General features: G+C 37.9%; 17 protein-coding genes. 4 read left to right on the top strand and 13 right to left on the bottom strand.

Going from position 1 to position 17378, the window contains the following annotated elements:
* Positions 1-7 precede the first annotated feature (7 nt).
* Positions 8-1036: a cytochrome d ubiquinol oxidase subunit II gene (locus LRP81_RS15955; RefSeq protein WP_230502853.1), complete on the top strand. Its 1029-nt coding sequence runs from the start codon at positions 8-10 to the stop codon at positions 1034-1036.
* On the opposite strand, the gene LRP81_RS15950 is transcribed toward LRP81_RS15955, so the two are convergent.
* Positions 1033-1329, bottom strand: coding sequence for a DUF2325 domain-containing protein (locus tag LRP81_RS15950; protein ID WP_230502851.1), 297 nt, complete (start codon positions 1327-1329; stop codon positions 1033-1035). The two genes, LRP81_RS15955 and LRP81_RS15950, sit on opposite strands and share 4 nt — an antisense overlap.
* Positions 1330-1509: 180 nt before the next feature.
* Between LRP81_RS15950 and LRP81_RS15945 the strand changes: the two genes are divergently transcribed.
* Positions 1510-1665 (top strand): DUF1540 domain-containing protein, encoded by a 156-nt coding sequence (locus LRP81_RS15945; RefSeq protein ID WP_230502849.1) that lies wholly within the window; start codon positions 1510-1512, stop codon positions 1663-1665.
* A gap of 172 nt (positions 1666-1837) precedes the next feature.
* On the opposite strand, the gene LRP81_RS15940 is transcribed toward LRP81_RS15945, so the two are convergent.
* From LRP81_RS15940 to LRP81_RS15885, 12 genes are all read right to left on the bottom strand, one after another.
* Positions 1838-2446: an FMN-binding negative transcriptional regulator gene (locus tag LRP81_RS15940; RefSeq protein ID WP_230502847.1), complete on the bottom strand. Its 609-nt coding sequence runs from the start codon at positions 2444-2446 to the stop codon at positions 1838-1840.
* Between the two features lie 379 nt (positions 2447-2825).
* Positions 2826-3722 carry a metal ABC transporter permease gene (locus LRP81_RS15935; RefSeq protein WP_230502845.1) on the bottom strand — a complete coding sequence of 299 codons (897 nt, stop codon included), beginning with the start codon at positions 3720-3722 and terminating at the stop codon, positions 2826-2828.
* Positions 3719-5071, bottom strand: a complete 1353-nt coding sequence (locus LRP81_RS15930) for a metal ABC transporter permease (protein ID WP_230502842.1) — start codon at positions 5069-5071, stop codon at positions 3719-3721. Before LRP81_RS15930 ends, LRP81_RS15935 begins: the two co-directional genes overlap by 4 nt.
* A gap of 10 nt (positions 5072-5081) precedes the next feature.
* Entirely contained in the window at positions 5082-5828 is a 747-nt protein-coding gene (locus tag LRP81_RS15925; RefSeq protein WP_230502841.1) for a metal ABC transporter ATP-binding protein, read from the bottom strand.
* A gap of 35 nt (positions 5829-5863) precedes the next feature.
* Positions 5864-6784, bottom strand: coding sequence for a metal ABC transporter solute-binding protein, Zn/Mn family (locus LRP81_RS15920; protein ID WP_230502926.1), 921 nt, complete (start codon positions 6782-6784; stop codon positions 5864-5866).
* A 342-nt stretch (positions 6785-7126) separates the two neighbouring features.
* Entirely contained in the window at positions 7127-7525 is a 399-nt protein-coding gene (locus LRP81_RS15915; protein ID WP_230502839.1) for a hypothetical protein, read from the bottom strand.
* A gap of 37 nt (positions 7526-7562) precedes the next feature.
* The gene (gene menC, locus LRP81_RS15910; RefSeq protein ID WP_230502837.1) at positions 7563-8678 is read right to left on the bottom strand and encodes an o-succinylbenzoate synthase; all 1116 of its coding nucleotides are present in this window, start codon (positions 8676-8678) and stop codon (positions 7563-7565) included.
* Positions 8659-10152: an o-succinylbenzoate--CoA ligase gene (locus LRP81_RS15905; RefSeq protein ID WP_230502835.1), complete on the bottom strand. Its 1494-nt coding sequence runs from the start codon at positions 10150-10152 to the stop codon at positions 8659-8661. Before LRP81_RS15905 ends, menC begins: the two co-directional genes overlap by 20 nt.
* A 157-nt stretch (positions 10153-10309) precedes the next feature.
* Positions 10310-11131 carry a 1,4-dihydroxy-2-naphthoyl-CoA synthase gene (menB, locus tag LRP81_RS15900; RefSeq protein WP_230502833.1) on the bottom strand — a complete coding sequence of 274 codons (822 nt, stop codon included), beginning with the start codon at positions 11129-11131 and terminating at the stop codon, positions 10310-10312.
* Positions 11132-11153: 22 nt separating this feature from the next.
* Positions 11154-11963: a 2-succinyl-6-hydroxy-2,4-cyclohexadiene-1-carboxylate synthase gene (menH, locus tag LRP81_RS15895; protein WP_230502831.1), complete on the bottom strand. Its 810-nt coding sequence runs from the start codon at positions 11961-11963 to the stop codon at positions 11154-11156.
* Complete coding sequence (gene menD, locus LRP81_RS15890) at positions 11963-13720, bottom strand: 2-succinyl-5-enolpyruvyl-6-hydroxy-3-cyclohexene-1-carboxylic-acid synthase (protein WP_230502829.1); 1758 nt, start codon at positions 13718-13720, stop codon at positions 11963-11965. Before menD ends, menH begins: the two co-directional genes overlap by 1 nt.
* Positions 13717-15111 (bottom strand): isochorismate synthase, encoded by a 1395-nt coding sequence (locus tag LRP81_RS15885; protein ID WP_230502827.1) that lies wholly within the window; start codon positions 15109-15111, stop codon positions 13717-13719. The genes menD and LRP81_RS15885 overlap by 4 nt, the downstream gene beginning before the upstream one ends.
* Before the next feature lie 317 nt (positions 15112-15428).
* On the opposite strand from LRP81_RS15885, the gene LRP81_RS15880 reads away from it, so the two are divergent.
* Positions 15429-16370, top strand: a complete 942-nt coding sequence (locus tag LRP81_RS15880; protein WP_230502825.1) for a 1,4-dihydroxy-2-naphthoate polyprenyltransferase — start codon at positions 15429-15431, stop codon at positions 16368-16370.
* Between the two features lie 106 nt (positions 16371-16476).
* Positions 16477-17220 (top strand): TraR/DksA C4-type zinc finger protein, encoded by a 744-nt coding sequence (locus LRP81_RS15875; RefSeq protein WP_230502822.1) that lies wholly within the window; start codon positions 16477-16479, stop codon positions 17218-17220.
* Positions 17221-17378 lie beyond the last annotated feature (158 nt).

The following is a 17378-nucleotide window of genomic DNA, read 5'->3' as shown; positions in this document are numbered from 1 at the left end:
TTGTAAAATGACAGATGTAATTCTTGCCATTACCGTCCTATGGGGTTTTATCTTTATTTATGCGGTTATGGCTACAATGGATTTTGGTGCTGGTTTTTGGTCCATGCTGTACATTAAAAGTGACAAAACGAATGCCACCAATATAGCCAATAAGTATCTTTCCCCAACATGGGAAGTAACGAATGTATTTATCGTAGCGGTGGTCGTCGCCATTTATAGCTTTTTTCCTAGTGCTGCCTATACATTGGGTACTGTTTTGTTGATACCAGGAAGTATTATTTTATTACTACTTGCTATTAGAAGTGGGTTTCTTGTTTTTTCTCATATTGTGTCTGATTATGAAAAGCCATTGACCTATATATCCGGAATTACTGGTTTTCTTATTCCCGCGATATTGATACTTGTGTTGCCTATTACCCATGGAGGCTTCGTGGATAACGTTAATGGGGTAGAACAACTTATGCTTGGAAGTGTTCTCACAAGCCCTCATGCCTTATCGTTCGTTCTTTTTGCAGTAAGTAGCACACTTTTTCTCTCTTCATTGTTGCTCGCAGATTTTTCAAAAGTAGCGAAAGACAAGCATGCATATGAAATTTATCGACGGGATGCTCTCATACTTGGTCCTGTTTCTTTACTTAGTGCTCTTCTAATTATGATCACTATGCGTTATGAGGCATTCTGGCTGTTTAATGGCATGATGGATTATCTTTTTTGGTTAGTTGTCTCAGCTGCTATGTTCGTTGTAACAGGGATAGCCTTAATCATTCCAGGAAAAAATGGCTGGACAGGGCTGCCACGTTTAGGAGTTGTATCTGCATTTATCCAATATGCACTTGCAAGCTATGCTTATGGACGTGCACATTTACCATATATCATTTATCCAAATGTCACTATTCAAAATGGATTTACTGACCCTGCATCATTCCGAGCACTTTTCATCTCCTATATTGTAGGTTTTATTATACTATTCCCTGGATTTGTCTACTTTTGGCGGCTTTTTATGAAAGATGAGAGGTATATAAAAAACGAGCACTAAATCTTTTTAGAAAGTTTGAATTCCCCAATGATTTGCTGAATGGAGCTCCAAGATCTCTTGCAAAAATATACCGGTTTATTCGATTCCTTTGCTCTCTGTTTTATTACCTTTGCTAAATTATGGTTGATATAATCTGTTAATACTAAAATGATGTCAACGTGATCGGGAATCGCTCTTTTTACAACTTGAACTTTACGTCCATCAATATGTAACACATTCTCAAATCCTTTGGTTTTTAATTTGTCCTGAATATTACCTAAATGATCTGCACCTACTACCATTAAAGAAGTCATAGTTGAATCCTCCTTATCTAATTGAGAAACATTCTCTTTTATACCCACTATAATAATTGAGAATGATTCTCTTTGTCAACAAATTTTAAAAATATACACACATTTTCAAAACAAGCATGAAAAAAGGACTTTAAGTAAAAATTATTAATGTATTTGCTGTTCAAAAAAGGAGGACATCATATGCCAAGAGAAGTATTGTGCGAAGTGGAAAACTGCAATTTCTGGAGTGATGGCAACCGTTGCCATGCTGATGAAATCTATGTAGTAAGTCATAAAGGAAACACTGCACACGATTCAAAAGATACAGATTGCAAAACATTTGAGCCTACACACTAATAGGTGTAAGAGACATTGAGGAGATTCTACTAAAAAATGCAGGACGGAAAATGACTGTTCCGTTCCTGCATCTTTTATGATATTCAAACTTCTGATTCGCGCTCTAATTCATATTTACTATTTGAGAAATAGTGTCTTTTTAGAAACGATAGTTTATAGATTTTCATTTGGTTTATAGTAATTCACCCTTCATAAGAAGAGCAATTTTTTGCTCATCGTTTTCAACTTTTATTTTTTCTAACTCACGAATAACACCATTTCTACGCTCCTGCGAGTGGTTTTGACTAAGCTTAGCTTTTCCTTCCATTTTCTCGATTCTAATTCTAAAACCAACGACTCCCTTTGATAAACCTTCTAGGTACTTCTTATCAACTTTATTTAAATCATAAGGACTATCTGAAGCTTCATATTTATTCACAAGGTCAAATAGGGAGTTTTGAAGTTCACTTTCATTTACTAGTTCAACCTTTCCATACACATGTACAGCTATGTAATTCCATGTGGGCACGTTATTAAATGACTCATACCACGAAGGAGAAATATAACAATGAGGACCTTGAAAGGTTGCCAGAACATTTTGATTGAGAATGCTCTGCCATTGAGGATTTGCTTTGGCAAAGTGACCGTATAAATATTCCTTATTCTCATCCATCATCAATGGAAGATGTGTTGCGAAAGGTGCACCTTCATGTTGCGAGATTAATGTTGCAAATCCATATTCTTGAATAACGTTATACAATTTATCTTCATCTTCCATAATAAAATGAGAAGGGATATACATTTAAAACACACTCCTTTGATATTATTATAAACTGTTTTCGCAAACTTTGTGTGTTGTCTAAAATTTTCAAGAATACCGTATTTATTTAGTAAAAGAGTGAGTATTGAATTTATGTTTTTATTCATGCAAAACACCTCCGTATAAGTACATTTTTTAAGATGTATCCTTACGAAGGTGTTTAATTTAGGCTCTTTTCTAAAAGATTGTTGCTTGTAACCGGTAAAAAGTCCGGTTTTGACTTTTTACGTGTATGTTCATTGAAAACTTGTCCTTTTGACTGAAACTAATTGCAGGAAAAGAGCACGACAGTAACGATTATTACGAGTATTTAATAAAGTTCGTAAAAGCAACAATGTTTGCGAAAACAGTCTTAATTTATTTATTGTTGATATTCCCTTTTCTCTCTTGATAAACTTCTTCTATAAATCCATTTCATAATCAGTCCATGTTTGGGTGATAAGAAGAAGGTTAGGAAGAAGAGAATTCCAGACATGGTTGCCATAGAACCAGAAATGGAAACATTCGCAAGTAGGGCTCCATAGTAACCGAGCACAGCAGAAGCGATCCCAATGAGTGCACTCAGTAAAAGCATGGCACTTAATTTGTCTGTTAACAAATAGGCGCTGGCTCCTGGGGCTATCAGCATGGCAACTACTAGGATTGCACCAACACTATCAAAGGATGCAACAGTGGTGATGGACAGCATACCCATTAATAGATAGTGCATGAACATGACTGGTATCCCAATTGCCATGGCCATTTCTGGATCAAATGCGCAGATTTTCAATTCCTTATAAAAGAAAATAATGATGAGTAAATTGATGACTAATACACTGCCAAGCATCCAAACTGCTTTTGGTCCAAGGTCCATTCCAAATAAAACAAGTGTATCCCATGGTACAAAAGCAATTTCGCCCATTAAAGCATGGTCTACATCTAAATGAATTCGACTGGCGTACAAAGATACTAAAATGACCCCTAAAGCAAACAGTGAGGTAAAAACAACCCCGATTGCTGCATCAGACTGTACTCCGGAAGAATCGAGGAGCTGGATGAAAAAGGCGGTTAATAGGCCTACAATCAAGGCTCCGATAAACATGTATATCCCCTCTAAACTGCTTGAGACCAAATAGGCTCCAACAATACCAAGCAATACGGTATGGCTGATGGCATCTGCCAACATCGCCATTCTTCTTAGGATAAGAAAGCAGCCTGTTATGCCACAAGTGATTCCTACTAAAGATCCTGTTAAAATGATCCAACCTTCATAGCTCATAAATGTCCTTCACTCCCTTTCACAGTGGAATGAAAGCTTGGTTTATGGGATTTCTTTTGATATAGAAAAAGACCTTTTGGTTCCTTCCCAAAATCCTTTAACAATTTTAATAGTTCTTCTAGAATATCTGTTGGTCCTTCTAAAAGATCCATGCTTCCTTCACGCCATTCCGATACAGGAAATTTACTCTCAAACATAAGGTACATATCTAGCAACCTGTTTTTTAAAACGATATCGTGGGCAGCTTCCAGCCCTTTTTCCGATAGGCTTACCTTATAATTGTCATGTATGTGAATGAATCCGCACCTTTTTAACTCTTTTGTCACCGTGATAAAAGCAAGGGTGGTAACAGGACGAATATTCATTATTTCCTGGTAAGAGTAGCTACCAGTTTCTTTTTCATCCGTCTCTTTTAAATGATTTTCAGTCAGTTCATACAAGCTTGTTAAGATGTTTTCCTTTGAAACTGCTCGTTTTACCTTCCACTGCTTCCAGAACTTTGGAATCAGTCCTTTTTTGGTACCAAATAGTAAGGATAAGAGAAACAGAAAAGTTGCTGCCATGATAATAAGAGGTCCTGTTGGCATTCCTCTAGAAAATGTACTTAATAGAGTCCCTATCACACCAGAGATCCCACCAACGAAACCTGCGAGTATTACCATATAATCCAATCGCTCAGTCCAATATCTCGCTGCAATGGCTGGAGTAATTAGCATTGCTGCCATCAATATGACCCCAACAGCCTGTAATCCTATGACGACCGCCCCAACAATCAGTGTCATTAAGAGTGCATTCAGTGCTTTTACTGGCAATCCCAGCCCTTGTGCAAACTGTGGATCAAAAGTAATCAGCTTCAATTCCTTGAAAAGAAAAAAGGTGATGGTAATTAATACAAAAGCTATGATACTTATGATCTGCACATCTACACCTACAATAGCTGCAGCCTGACCAAAGATGAAGGAATCCAGCCCTGCCTGGTTTCCTTGGCCATGATGCTGAACATAGGTTAGTAATACAATTCCTACGCCGAAAAATACAGACAATACAAGCCCTATTGCTGTATCTTCTTTTATGCGTGAGTGCTTGATGATTGCTTGAATGCAATAAGTACCTATTAGACCAGATATTGCCGCTCCAATTAGAAACCAAGACATCGATTTTGCTCCATAAATCAAAAAGGCTATACATATCCCAGGAAGTGCAGCATGTGCCATCGCATCCCCTAACAGACTTTGTTTTCTAAGCAAAGCAAAGCTGCCAAGTACTCCACTTGCAATTCCTAAAAGAATAGTCCCGATAAGCACCCATTGGACATTTGGATCCCAAAGCATAGATAGAATTGTTTCCATACTGTCACTCCTATTGTTCAACAATGGCTTTATTTTGATCTAGAAAAGCTAATCTGCCACCATATGTTTTTTGTAAATTGTCGATGGTAAATACCTCTTCTGTCGGACCAATAGCAACTTTTCTGAGGTTAATTAATAACGTCCAATCAAAATATTCTTTCACGGTTTGAAGGTCATGGTGAACGACAAGAACCGTCTTACCTTGAGCCTTCAGTTCGTTCAATATCGTAATAATTGCTTTTTCCGTTGCTGCATCCACTCCAACAAAAGGTTCATCCATAAAGTAAATACTTGCATCCTGAGCAAGTGCCCTTGCTAAAAAAACACGTTGTTGCTGCCCGCCCGAAAGTTGGCTGATTTGTCTGGCAGCATATTCTTTCATGCCCACTTTATCCAAACATTCATAAGCCAACTCGATGTCTTTTTTATTCGGGCGCTTCAACCAGCCAATATGCCCATATCTTCCCATCAAAACTACATCAAGTGCATTGGTTGGAAAATCCCAATCCACAGATCCACGTTGAGGAACATAACCGATCAGCTTTCTTTGCGACTTATAAGGTTGCCCGTAGATGGTCACATTTCCTGATGCTTTTGGAATAAGCTCAAGAATTGCCTTAATGAGAGTCGATTTTCCAGCTCCATTTGGACCTATAATACCAATGAGTTTCCCTTCTGGTACACTGAAGCTTACTTCTTTTAATACAGGCTTACGATGATAGGCAACTGTCAGATTTTCGATTGTTACAGGTTCCATATATTTTCACCTTTCTTTAGGAGATTTTTAGTTATTTACTTCAAGGCATTCACAATCGTATCAATATTATGTCGAAACATCCCTAAGTATGTGCCAGTCTCCGTTCCTTTTGTACCCATGGCATCTGAATACAGTTCTCCTCCTATTTCAACCGAATGTCCCCTGCTTTCTGCACCCTTTACCACTGCATTGATGGAATCCTCCGAAATACTACTTTCCACAAATACAGCTTTTATATCTCTTTCTACTAGCAAATCAATAATGGACCTAACATCATTTAGCCCGAATTCCGCATCCGTGCTTAATCCTTGCAACCCAGTAACTTCCATTCCATAAGCTTCCCCAAAATACTTGAAGGCATCGTGTGCGGTTACTAACACTCTACTTTCCTCTGGAATCGCTGAAATTTGCTCTTTGGCGTATTTATCTAATTCCTTCAATTCTTTTATATAAGCTGATGCATTTTCTTCATAAAAATCTGCATTTTCACCGTCTAACTCTATTAAGGAATTTTTCACTTCCTCCACAGCAAATAACCATAGAGAAATATCAAACCAAATATGCGGATCCATTTTGTCAGTTTCATCATCATCCTCTAGCAAAAGCTTAGTAGGAACAGCTTCACCAACCGCAATAGTTGGTTTACTTTCAGACATCTTATTCAAAATGTCTCCCATTCTTCCCTCTAATCTCAACCCATTGTAAAAAATAATCTCCGCATCATTCAGCTTTCTTATGTCACCTTGGGATGCTTGATATAAATGGGGATCAATCCCTGGCCCCATAAGGCTTTCCACTGTTACTTTTTCTCCACCCACATTTTCTGCAATATCACCAATCTGAGCTATGGTTGTCGTTACCTTAATCGTGTTCTCTTTATCTCCACTTGCAGCAGAGTTGCATCCAACTAGTGCAAATAACGTTACAAAGAAAATAAAAAACTTCCCTCTAAACATTTTCATTTCTAAACCTCTCCTTCACCCTTATTGTACAAGGCAACAAAAGTTTCTCTAGTGCAAATTTAATGGTAAAAAAATATACAATCCGTTCATTTCTAAAACAATTTATGCAATACGTTTTGTATAGGTGCAGATAATATTGACCTTCTGCATTAATGTGAGCCTTGAACTAAAAAGTTTCCCTTATACAAAACTTAAACCCTCAGCTAACTTTTGTCAATCATGAAATATTATTTTTTTATTGAACTTCGTGCATATAGTGTTTGCTTAAAGAATAGAAAAAACGACCTGTAAAATACAGATCGCATACACACTAATGTTAGATTTATTATGAATGGTTTAACCTTCCATTTTTGTTCCATTTGGAAATGCCAAATCAAAGAATGTCAGTCCAAAAGACATTCCTAAAGCAATGGAAAATGTCTTATAATAATCTAATTCTGATGAAGTAAAGAATGAAAATATTAATCCTCCCCCACTTATTAGCGCAAAGAAAGTGATAAATCTCCAAATACGTTTTGTTCTCTCATCTCGTTTAATCCTTATCATTTTCATTACTGTTGCAAGGATTGCGTAAAGTAGAATGATAACTAGAAATAGGACATATCCGATTAAAAACATAAAAGAAACAGTATGATCAATTTCTTTATATACAACAAAAACAGTGATGATTGTCATTACTAAAAAAAATAAATAAAAGCAAATAGTAAAAGTAAGACTTGATCGTAATTTTTTCATTTCATCACCAATCTATCTCCAAAATAAAACCATTTAATTAGGTTGTTTTTGAAAAGAAGCTCCTAGTTCTCAAGCTGATTTTCTTTACATATTCCTCATCGACTTCCACACCTATACCAGGGTTAGAAGAGACTTTTACTTCTCCATTTTTCACCACTACCTTCGGAAAAGTAATATCTTTTTTCCAGTAACGGTCTGAGGAGGATATGTCTCCAGGTAAAGTGAAATTAGGTAAAGTTGCAAGTGCGATGTTGAACGCTCTGGAAATACCCATTTCTAGCATCCCACCGCACCATACAGGGATATCATTCTCCATACATAAATCATGAATTGCAATGGCATTTCTTAGTCCGCCTACCCGACCAATTTTTATGCTCATCGTCTTACAACTTCCGATTCTAATTGCATTTTTTGCATCCTGATAAGAGACGATGCTTTCATCTAGGCACACTGGAGTTGTGAGTTCTTTTTGTAATAAGGCATGTTCAACAAGATCATCTGCTGCTAAAGGCTGTTCAATCATTAATAGGCCCAGCGAGTCCAGATTTTTTATTCTTTCTATATCTTCCAACGTGTAAGCAGAGTTTGCATCTGCAAGGATATCTACATTTGGGAAAGCATTTTTGATTTTCATAAGCATTTTATAATCTTTTGCTGGTTCTATTTTAACTTTTATCCGTTGATAGCCTTCTTCTACTCTGGTTTGTATCGTGTGAATCATTCTCTCTGGAGTATCCACTCCAACCACTACTCCTGCCTTAACGACTTCACGTACTCCACCTATGTATTTGGCTAGAGGCTGTTTGGCACGTTTTGCAAACAAGTCCCAAATCGCTATCTCCAGTCCAGCCTTTGCCATCGGATTACGCTTCCAGGAGTCTAAAGTATCTAGCACGGCCCTTGGATCCAACCATTCTTTTTTAAAAATAGCAGGGATAAAATAATCCTCTAGCATATGCCAAGCTGTATCAACTGTCTCCTCTGTATACCATGGAGAAGAAAAAGCAACTACTTCTCCCCAACCACTTATTCCTGTTTCATCCGTCACTTTCAGTATAATACATGGCCGTTCCTTTACTGTTTCGAGGTGGGTATGAAAAGGTTGAACTAGTTCCATCGATACATGGAACATTTCAACTTTCTGTATGTTCATCGTCTCCCTCCTTTGGCAGGAAATCTAACAACTTTCGACGAAGCAGCTTGTTAGATGCATTTTTAGGCAAACTAGAAACCGAGTAGAATTGCTTTGGGACTTTATATTTTGCTAATTGTTCATGTAAATGCTCGATTAGCTGTTCCTTTTCTACCGTTTTTCCTTGTTTTATCACAAAAAATCCGATTGGAACCTGTCCCCACTTTTCATCCATCATTCCGGTAACTCCTGCTTCTTCTATAAATGGATGAGATAGAATAGCTGCTTCAATTTCTGCAGGATAAATATTTTCTCCCCCTGAAATGATTAAATCACTTCGTCTATCTACCACATAGAGAAAGCCCTCTTCATCAAGATAGCCGAGATCTCCTGTATATAGCCAACCATCCTGGATAGCGGCAAGTGTTGCATCAGTTCGATTAAAATATCCTGGAGTCACATTTGGGCCTTTGACTACAATTTCTCCTATTTCATAGGATGAAGCCTCTTGTTTTTCTTTCATTATTTTTAATTGATTTGGATATAATGGTTTTCCAGCCGATCCAAGCTTCAACAACGCCGAATCTGGAGAGAGAGTAACGATTTGTGAGCAAGTTTCTGTCATTCCATACGTTTGATAGACAGGGATGTTTTTAGATTTGCACTCACTAAGGATTGACTTTGGAACAGTTCCACCTCCCACTAGCATACATCTAAACGAAGGGGGGTAAGTCCCAGAACCCAATTCTGCTAGGAGTCCATTAAGCATGGCTGTCACAACTGATATAATCGTAACTTCCTTTGTCATTAAATCTTGATGGACAGTAGCTGCATCAAACCGCTTATGAATGAGTATTTTCATACCATATATGACACTTCTCATTAAAATAGACAGACCACTAATATGGAAAATTGGAACCGCTAGTAACCAGCAATCTTCTTGATGCAATCCCATATTTAATGCCGAACCAGTAGCACTCCAAAAATGGTTACCGTACGTTTGTTTGACTCCTTTTGGAAATCCGGTAGTTCCACTTGTATACATGATCGTATCCGTATCATTCAGATTGACCTCTTCAAGAAGTTCGCATAATTCCATTTCCTTTAAATTTGCTAGTTCTAAATTAGAAAGAATAGGAATGTTTACTTGTTGGCGCAAGCTATTTTCACTACAATGATCAATTAGTAGTAATTGAGAACCAGCATCTTCTAGCTGGAAGGAAAGCTCCTTTGTCGTTAATCTTAAATTATGTAAAACTGTTATCGCACCAAGGTTCTTTAAAGCAAAAATGATTGTTACAAGTTCTATACTATTACTCATAAATATGGAGACAGTATCCCCTTTTTTTATTCCTGTTGAAGCAAGCTTTCTTGCAAAAATGACAGACTGTTTATACAGTTGTGCAAATGTAAGGCACTTATTATTCATCTCTAATGCCATTCTGTCAGGGGTTAGGAAAGCTCTCTTTTTCAAGAAATTTGGCAAGATCGTCACAATTACACATCCTTTAAGAAAAGCGTACGCGCCTCATTCAGACCCGATGAGCATCAGATGAGTCATCGAGATGTTATAATAATTTTCATATCGTACAAAGAAGAGCAATCTAAAAGCAGTTGCTCTTAGATTGCCCTCTATTCATCAAATGTAAGTATTAAGGGAAACGAGGGAATTGACCGAAATCTGGCTTTCTTTTCTCTTTAAAAGAATCTCGACCTTCTTTTGCTTCATCTGTTGTGTAATACAATAATGTTGCATCTCCTGCAAATTGTTGAAGTCCTGCCAATCCATCTGTATCAGCATTCATTGCTGCTTTTAAGAAGCGCAAGGCAGTTGGACTGTTTTCCAGCATTTCTTCACACCATTGGACTGTTTCATCCTCTAATTGCTCTAATGGTACAACTGTATTTACTAAGCCCATGTCCAATGCTTCTTGTGCATCATATTGACGGCAAAGATACCAAATCTCACGAGCCTTTTTATGACCTACGATTCGTGCAAGGTAGCCTGAACCGTAACCAGCATCAAAGCTTCCTACTTTTGGACCAGTTTGACCGAATCTTGCATTATCTGCCGCAATCGTCAAGTCACACACTACGTGCAGTACATGGCCACCACCAATTGCCCAGCCAGCTACCATTGCTACAACCGGCTTCGGTGTCACACGGATTAGACGTTGTAGATCTAGAACGTTTAAACGTGGAATTTCATCGTCACCAACGTATCCACCATGTCCGCGTACCTTCTGATCTCCACCAGAACAGAACGCTTTGTCTCCAGCACCTGTTAAGATAATTACTCCTACGCTAGAGTCATCACGAGCATATGCAAACGCATCAATTAATTCCATTACTGTTTTTGGACGGAATGCATTATGTACTTCTGGGCGATTAATCGTAATTTTTGCAATCCCATTATATGTTTCATATAAAATATCTTCAAATTGTTTTGGACCTGCTATCCATTCTCTTGCCATGTTCAATTCCTCCCTAATTAAATTAGTTCGCTAAAAACTCACTTACTATTTTACCAAACTTTCGAGGTTGTTCCACATGAATTGCATGCCCTGCATCTTTTATTTTTACAAAATACGACTCACGGATTAAGTTTTTCATTTCCTCCGCAATGTGGACAAACTTTTCATCCCATTCTCCTGCTGCTAACAAAACTGGGATTGGGAGTTGAGACAATGCCTCCCAATAATTTGGTTGTGCGCCAGTCCCTATACCCCTTAGACTGTTTGCCAGGCCAAGCGGTGAATTGTTCAGCCTTTGATGATATATCTTTTTTTGGATGTTATCAGGCAATTTTTTTTGACTTTGGAATAGAGGAATATCTGTCCAATAATCAACAAATTTAGGAACGCCTTTCTCCAAAATTCTTTTGGCTAACTTTTCATCCGCTTGTTTCCTAGTCATCTGTTCAGCTTCTTCTTTGAGACCAGGTGATGCACTTTCAAGGACTAACTTGTTTACAAGATCAGGATAGGTTGTCGCAAAGGCAAGCGCGACTCTCCCTCCCATTGAATAACCGTATAGTGAAAGCTTTGTAATTTCCAACTTCTTCACAATCGTATATAAATCATTTATAGTCTGATTCATACTGTATCGATCTGGATCCATAGGTACATTTGTCTTCCCATGTCCAAGCTGATCTAGAAGGATGAAGGTGTACATATCCTTTTGTGGAAAATCTTCTAGTAAATCCTTATAGTTTTCACCACAACCCGTGAAACCATGTAAAAGCAGTACAGATATGGGGCCACTACCGAGAACCTCTACATGATAGTGCATCCCGTTTACTTCCATTATGATTCACCATTTAGCGACAAAATCATTTCCTGGGAAACTTTATTCCACAATCTCCGATGAATTTCTTCATTTTCAACCCTATTTGTTGGAACTTCAATAATATTCAGCCCAGGTTGTTGAATTGCTTTTGTCGTGTTTTTCTGAAATTCACTCCAATTACTAACCACGCAGTAATCTGCATCATATAGTGCTGCAGTGTGCTTGAAATCCAATCCAGTAGGCGTTCCGAACAACTGTTCAAAATGCTGTTCCACCTTAGACTGAGGTAGGAAGGAGAATATTCCACCACCGTTATTATTAACAAGAACGATGGTAGCATTCAGTTTTAACAATTTTGCTGCCAAGAGACCATTCATATCATGATAAAAAGAAAGATCACCTATGACTAATACTAATGGTTCATACGTATTACTTGCAGCTAATGCAGTCGAAACAACGCCATCAATTCCATTTGCTCCCCTGTTTGCAAGCACCGTTACTTTTTTTTCATTTTTAAATAAGAACGTGTCCACATCTCGAATAGGCATACTATTACCAACAAATAAAGCGGAACTATCCGGTAATAGTTCTTGCAATTCTCTTATTATTTTTCCCTCAAACAATGTTTCCTCTTGCTCTTGAAGGATAGATTTTGTTCTTTCGTTTATTTTGTTGATGCCATCCAACCATGTACTAGTAGAACGTGGCTGCAATTTACTTAGTAATTTATTACAAAAATACGTTTCATCTGCATGGATCATATAGTTAGCCTGTAGTGTAGGGTCTCGCCATCCTCCATCCCCATCTACTACAATATGTATTGCAGACGAGGATTTACTTATGTATTGCGTTAAAAACTTGGAGACTGGCATTGCCCCAAAACGGATAATCACTTCTGGCATAAGTTTTTCTTTTACCAAATCTGGACGTAGAAAAGCATCATATCCATCCATAATTGTCGTTTTAGAATGCCTTCCAGTTCTTAAACCAGATAGTGGATCTGCAAATATGGGGTACCCCAAAACATCAGAAAGCTCAGTGATAGATGTAATAAATGCTTCCCTTTGCGATGAAGAGACTTCTCCACAAACAATGATTCCCCTTTGGCGGACATTTAATAGACGAGCAAAGTAGTCTGCTCGTTCTTCTGAAATCGTATATTCCCCACTATTTACTTCTAGTCTGTTGTCGACCAATTCCTTATATTTTGTCCAAAGGTCATTAGCTTCTAAATTAGGAATTAAAGGTTCTCTAATTGGAAAATTCATGTGGACTGGTCCACGCGGTGCACTAAGAGCTGTACCTAGTGCTCGAGCAGACATCGTCCTAGCATAGCGTATCATGCTGCCAGTATCTTCTGGCAGAGACATCTCTACAAACCATTTTACATAGTCTCCATACATTTTCAGCTGATCAATCGCTTGTGGAGCACCTACATCTCGCAGTTCATGAGGTCGATCTGCTGTTAGGACAATTAAAGGAATTCGTGATTGATAAGCCTCTACAATAGCTGGATAATAATTAGTAGCTGCCGTCCCTGATGTACACAATATAGCAACAGGCTTATTGGTCGTTTTTGCTAGGCCTAGTGCATAAAAAGCCGCCGAACGCTCGTCCACCAAAATGGACACATGAAGCTCCGGGTGCTCTGCCATTAATAGCGCAATCGGTGTAGAACGAGAGCCTGGACTTATGACTGCCTCTCTCATTCCACTCTTCACTAACTCATCTACAAACGCTGCCAAGTAGTATGTTAAATCATTTGTTGCATTCATTTTGATGGATTGCCCCCTAGTGCAGATAACATTGGTTTAAACTTTATTTGAGTTTCTTTATATTCGCTTTCCGGATCTGAATCTTCTACAACACCACAGCCTGCAAACAAGGAAGCTTCTCTCGCTTGTAATAATCCTGAACGAATCGAAACAATAAATTCTCCGTCCTGTTTATAATCCATCCAGCCCAACGGACCTGCGTACCACCCTCTATCAAGCTTCTCCACTTCTCTAATTGTTTCCATTGCCACATCCTGAGGAAACCCTCCGAGTGCAGGAGTGGGATGAAGGAGCTTTACAAAGTCCGTTATAGATTTGTTTTCAGTAGTAATTGCTTTTACCGGCGTGTGTAAGTGCTGAATATGTTTCATTTTATATAAACTAGGTCTATCGGGAGTATGAACCTGGGAACACACTTCTTCTAAAGATGCTCGAATCATTTTCACTACTAATTCATGTTCATGAATGTTCTTTTCATCTTGAAGGAGGGTTTGACCATACTCTTCATCTTCGAGTACATCCTCTCCTCTAGCAATAGAACCAGCTAAACACATAGACTGTACATTTTTCCCGTCTTTTTTTACTAATTGCTCTGGAGTTGCACCTAAAAAGCAATCATTTCCCCGTTCAAACGTATAGATATAACTATTTGACTGTTCCTCCATTAAATGTTCTAGAACAGGCAGTACATTTATGTCATTATCAAATAAAACGCGCATCTCTCTTGCCAAAACTACCTTATCCATTACACCTTCTGAAATTCGTTTAGTCACATTGGATATGGACTGTTTCCACTCAGACGGATCCATCTCCACACATTTTACAATAGACGTTGTCGAAAGTTGCTTGACTGATATCGGTTTTAAAAGATCTTCTTCTGTAGCCACTAAATTTTGAAGGTGCAATTTGTTAAAGTCGCTTAAATAATTTATCGTAATAAAGGTTTTCCCTTTTAAAATCGTAAGCATGAATGTTGGTAAAATAAATAACGCATCTGAAAATTGACTCCAAAGGCTCGTTTTTTCTTTTTTAGGATCAAATGAAAATCCTCCAAAAATAACAGGTCCAACTTCTTCAACTTCGTATTTACAAACTGCTTCCTCAATAAAGCGCTTCCATTGCTTTTCAATACTTTGATATCTATTTTCGTCGTCTTTAACAGTAAACTCTTGCGTGATACCTGCTCCAACGATGATATGACTATGATCAGGATTGGACCAAAAAAAGCGTTGTCCTGGAAAATACTTTTCACTATTTTGGAAAAATGTAAATGGATCTTGATCCTCTATTTGTTTTGTATAACTTATTAATACCGACTGATTTATGAAAGAAGATTTTGATCTTGCTTCCTCCCACAAACCCATAATATGATCAAATGGTATAGTAATCATGTAAGACTCCCCCCGAGGCCTTGTTACCGCAAGACTATGTCTCTCGATTAAGCTTCCTTAAAGATACACCTCAAAACCTTTTTATGTCAACAAAATGAGCAGTTTTTATACGTTTTCTTCCTTATAATATGTAGCATGAAAATTCTTCCTTTGTTTCTTTCTAAAAAACGTTGACACCCCATGTCCCTTTACATAAACTTATAATGTAATTATAATATAATGTTTTCTTTTTTGACTGAGATAAACACTGAATGATGATGATTACAAGATATGAACTTTTTGATAAAACAGCATTTTTTACATGGAGGGTTTCTTATATGCAACCTCAGACAATTCATAATGAGACAAGTTTACATGCACCACCATCAGAAAAAAGATGGAAGGTTTGGTGGAACCTTTTACGGCCCCATACATTAACTGCAGCTTTTGTTCCGGTATTTATTGGGACAGCATTGGCTTTATATGAAACAGCAATAGATTGGCCCCTATTTCTTGCCATGCTAATTGCCAGCCTTTTAATACAAGCGGCAACAAACATGATTAACGAATATTATGATTACAAAAAAGGCTTGGACAACGAACATTCTGTTGGAATCGGTGGAGCAATTGTGCGACATGGTGTCAAACCTGAAACTGTTATTCGTTTAGCATTTATATTCTTCGGTATAGCAACTTTACTAGGTATTTATATTTGTATTAACAGCACCTGGTGGTTGGCAGTTATTGGTACTGCCTGTATGGCAGCTGGTTATTTTTATACTGGTGGTCCATATCCTATTGCATATACCCCATTTGGTGAAATAGTAGCAGGATTTTTCATGGGATTTGTCATCATTTTAATCGCATTCTATATCCAAACAGGTATCATCACCTCCCAAAGCATGTTGATTTCTATTCCAATCTCTATCCTAGTGGGAGCTATTTTACTGGCAAACAATATACGTGACATTGACGGAGACAGAGAAAATGGCCGAAAAACTGTCGCAATTTTAGTCGGAAGAAAAAACGCCATTCTGCTACTGGCTGCCATGTTTTTTGTATCGTATATCCTTATTGTACTCTTTATTGCATTAGATTACGCACCTTTCTGGGCATTGCTAGTATTCCTTTCCATCATTAAACCATTGGCTGCTGTGAAGGGGTTTTCTTCTAATAAAAGCAACGTCACCATGATGCCAGCAATGGTGGCAACCGCACAAACCAATACAATTTTTGGATTTTTGTTAGGAATTGGTTTGATTATTGGTTATTTTATTTAATGCTAAGTAGCGCGAAATATCGCGTTACTTTTTTTGTTTCCAATCATTTTTTTTGCAGTAAGGTTCATACTACAAATAGTCAGGAATTTGAAAGGAGTCTATTTGTATGATTTCCAACGAGACATTACAACAATTGAAACATCAATTAGAAGAAACAAAAAAGGAAGTTCAGGCGCATTTGGACCAAAATGATCATTATCAAATGGAGCAAGAACATCCATATGAAAATGTCGGCGAACTCTCTGCCTATGATAATCACCCAGGAGACCTAGGGACAGAATTATATGAACGTGAAAAAGATCTTGCGCTAAACGAACATGCGGAAAAAGAAATGAAGGATATCGAACACGCCTTAATGGCAATGAAGCATGGAACATATGGATCATGTGAAATTTGCGGGGAAGATATTAGCGAAGAAAGGCTTATCGCTCTTCCAACAACGACTTTTTGTAAAGAACACAGTCAAGACAAAATAGTATCCCATAATCGACCTGTAGAAGAAAAAGTACTTATGCCCCCTTATGGTCGCTTCGAATACGATGAAACAGAAGGAGTTACTTTTGATGCTGAAGATACGTGGCAAATCGTTCAGCGCTATGGAACATCTGAAACCCCATCGGATTTTTCTGGTGACGTGGAGCATTATGACCGAAACTATGTGGAAAGCGAAGAAAATGAGGGCTATGTGGAGGATTATGAAAATTTCATCGGAACAGACATGTATGGCCAAAACATAACCGTTTATCCTTCCATAAAACACGAAGCTTATGAAGATGCCCTAGATGAGGAAGGAATCATGACTTCTTTTGGTGACTTACATGGCTATGAGAAAGACCCTTATACAGAGTAGAATTTCTAGATAGTAAATTGAATTATTTCAACACTAAAAAGAGGCTGGGACAAAACTAAAGAACACAAACAAAAAGACGAACAATTTAATGGCCGACAATAAATACCGCTATTGATTTCCGTGCAAGACTTCGCTTTCCGCGGGTGACCCGCGAGCCT

Origin of the sequence: Sutcliffiella rhizosphaerae (assembly GCF_917563925.1) — a bacterium.
Taxonomy (GTDB): domain Bacteria; phylum Bacillota; class Bacilli; order Bacillales; family Bacillaceae_I; genus Sutcliffiella_A; species Sutcliffiella_A rhizosphaerae.
The sequence above is the reverse complement of the archived record's forward strand: the minus strand, read 5'-3'. Positions and strand labels throughout refer to the sequence as shown.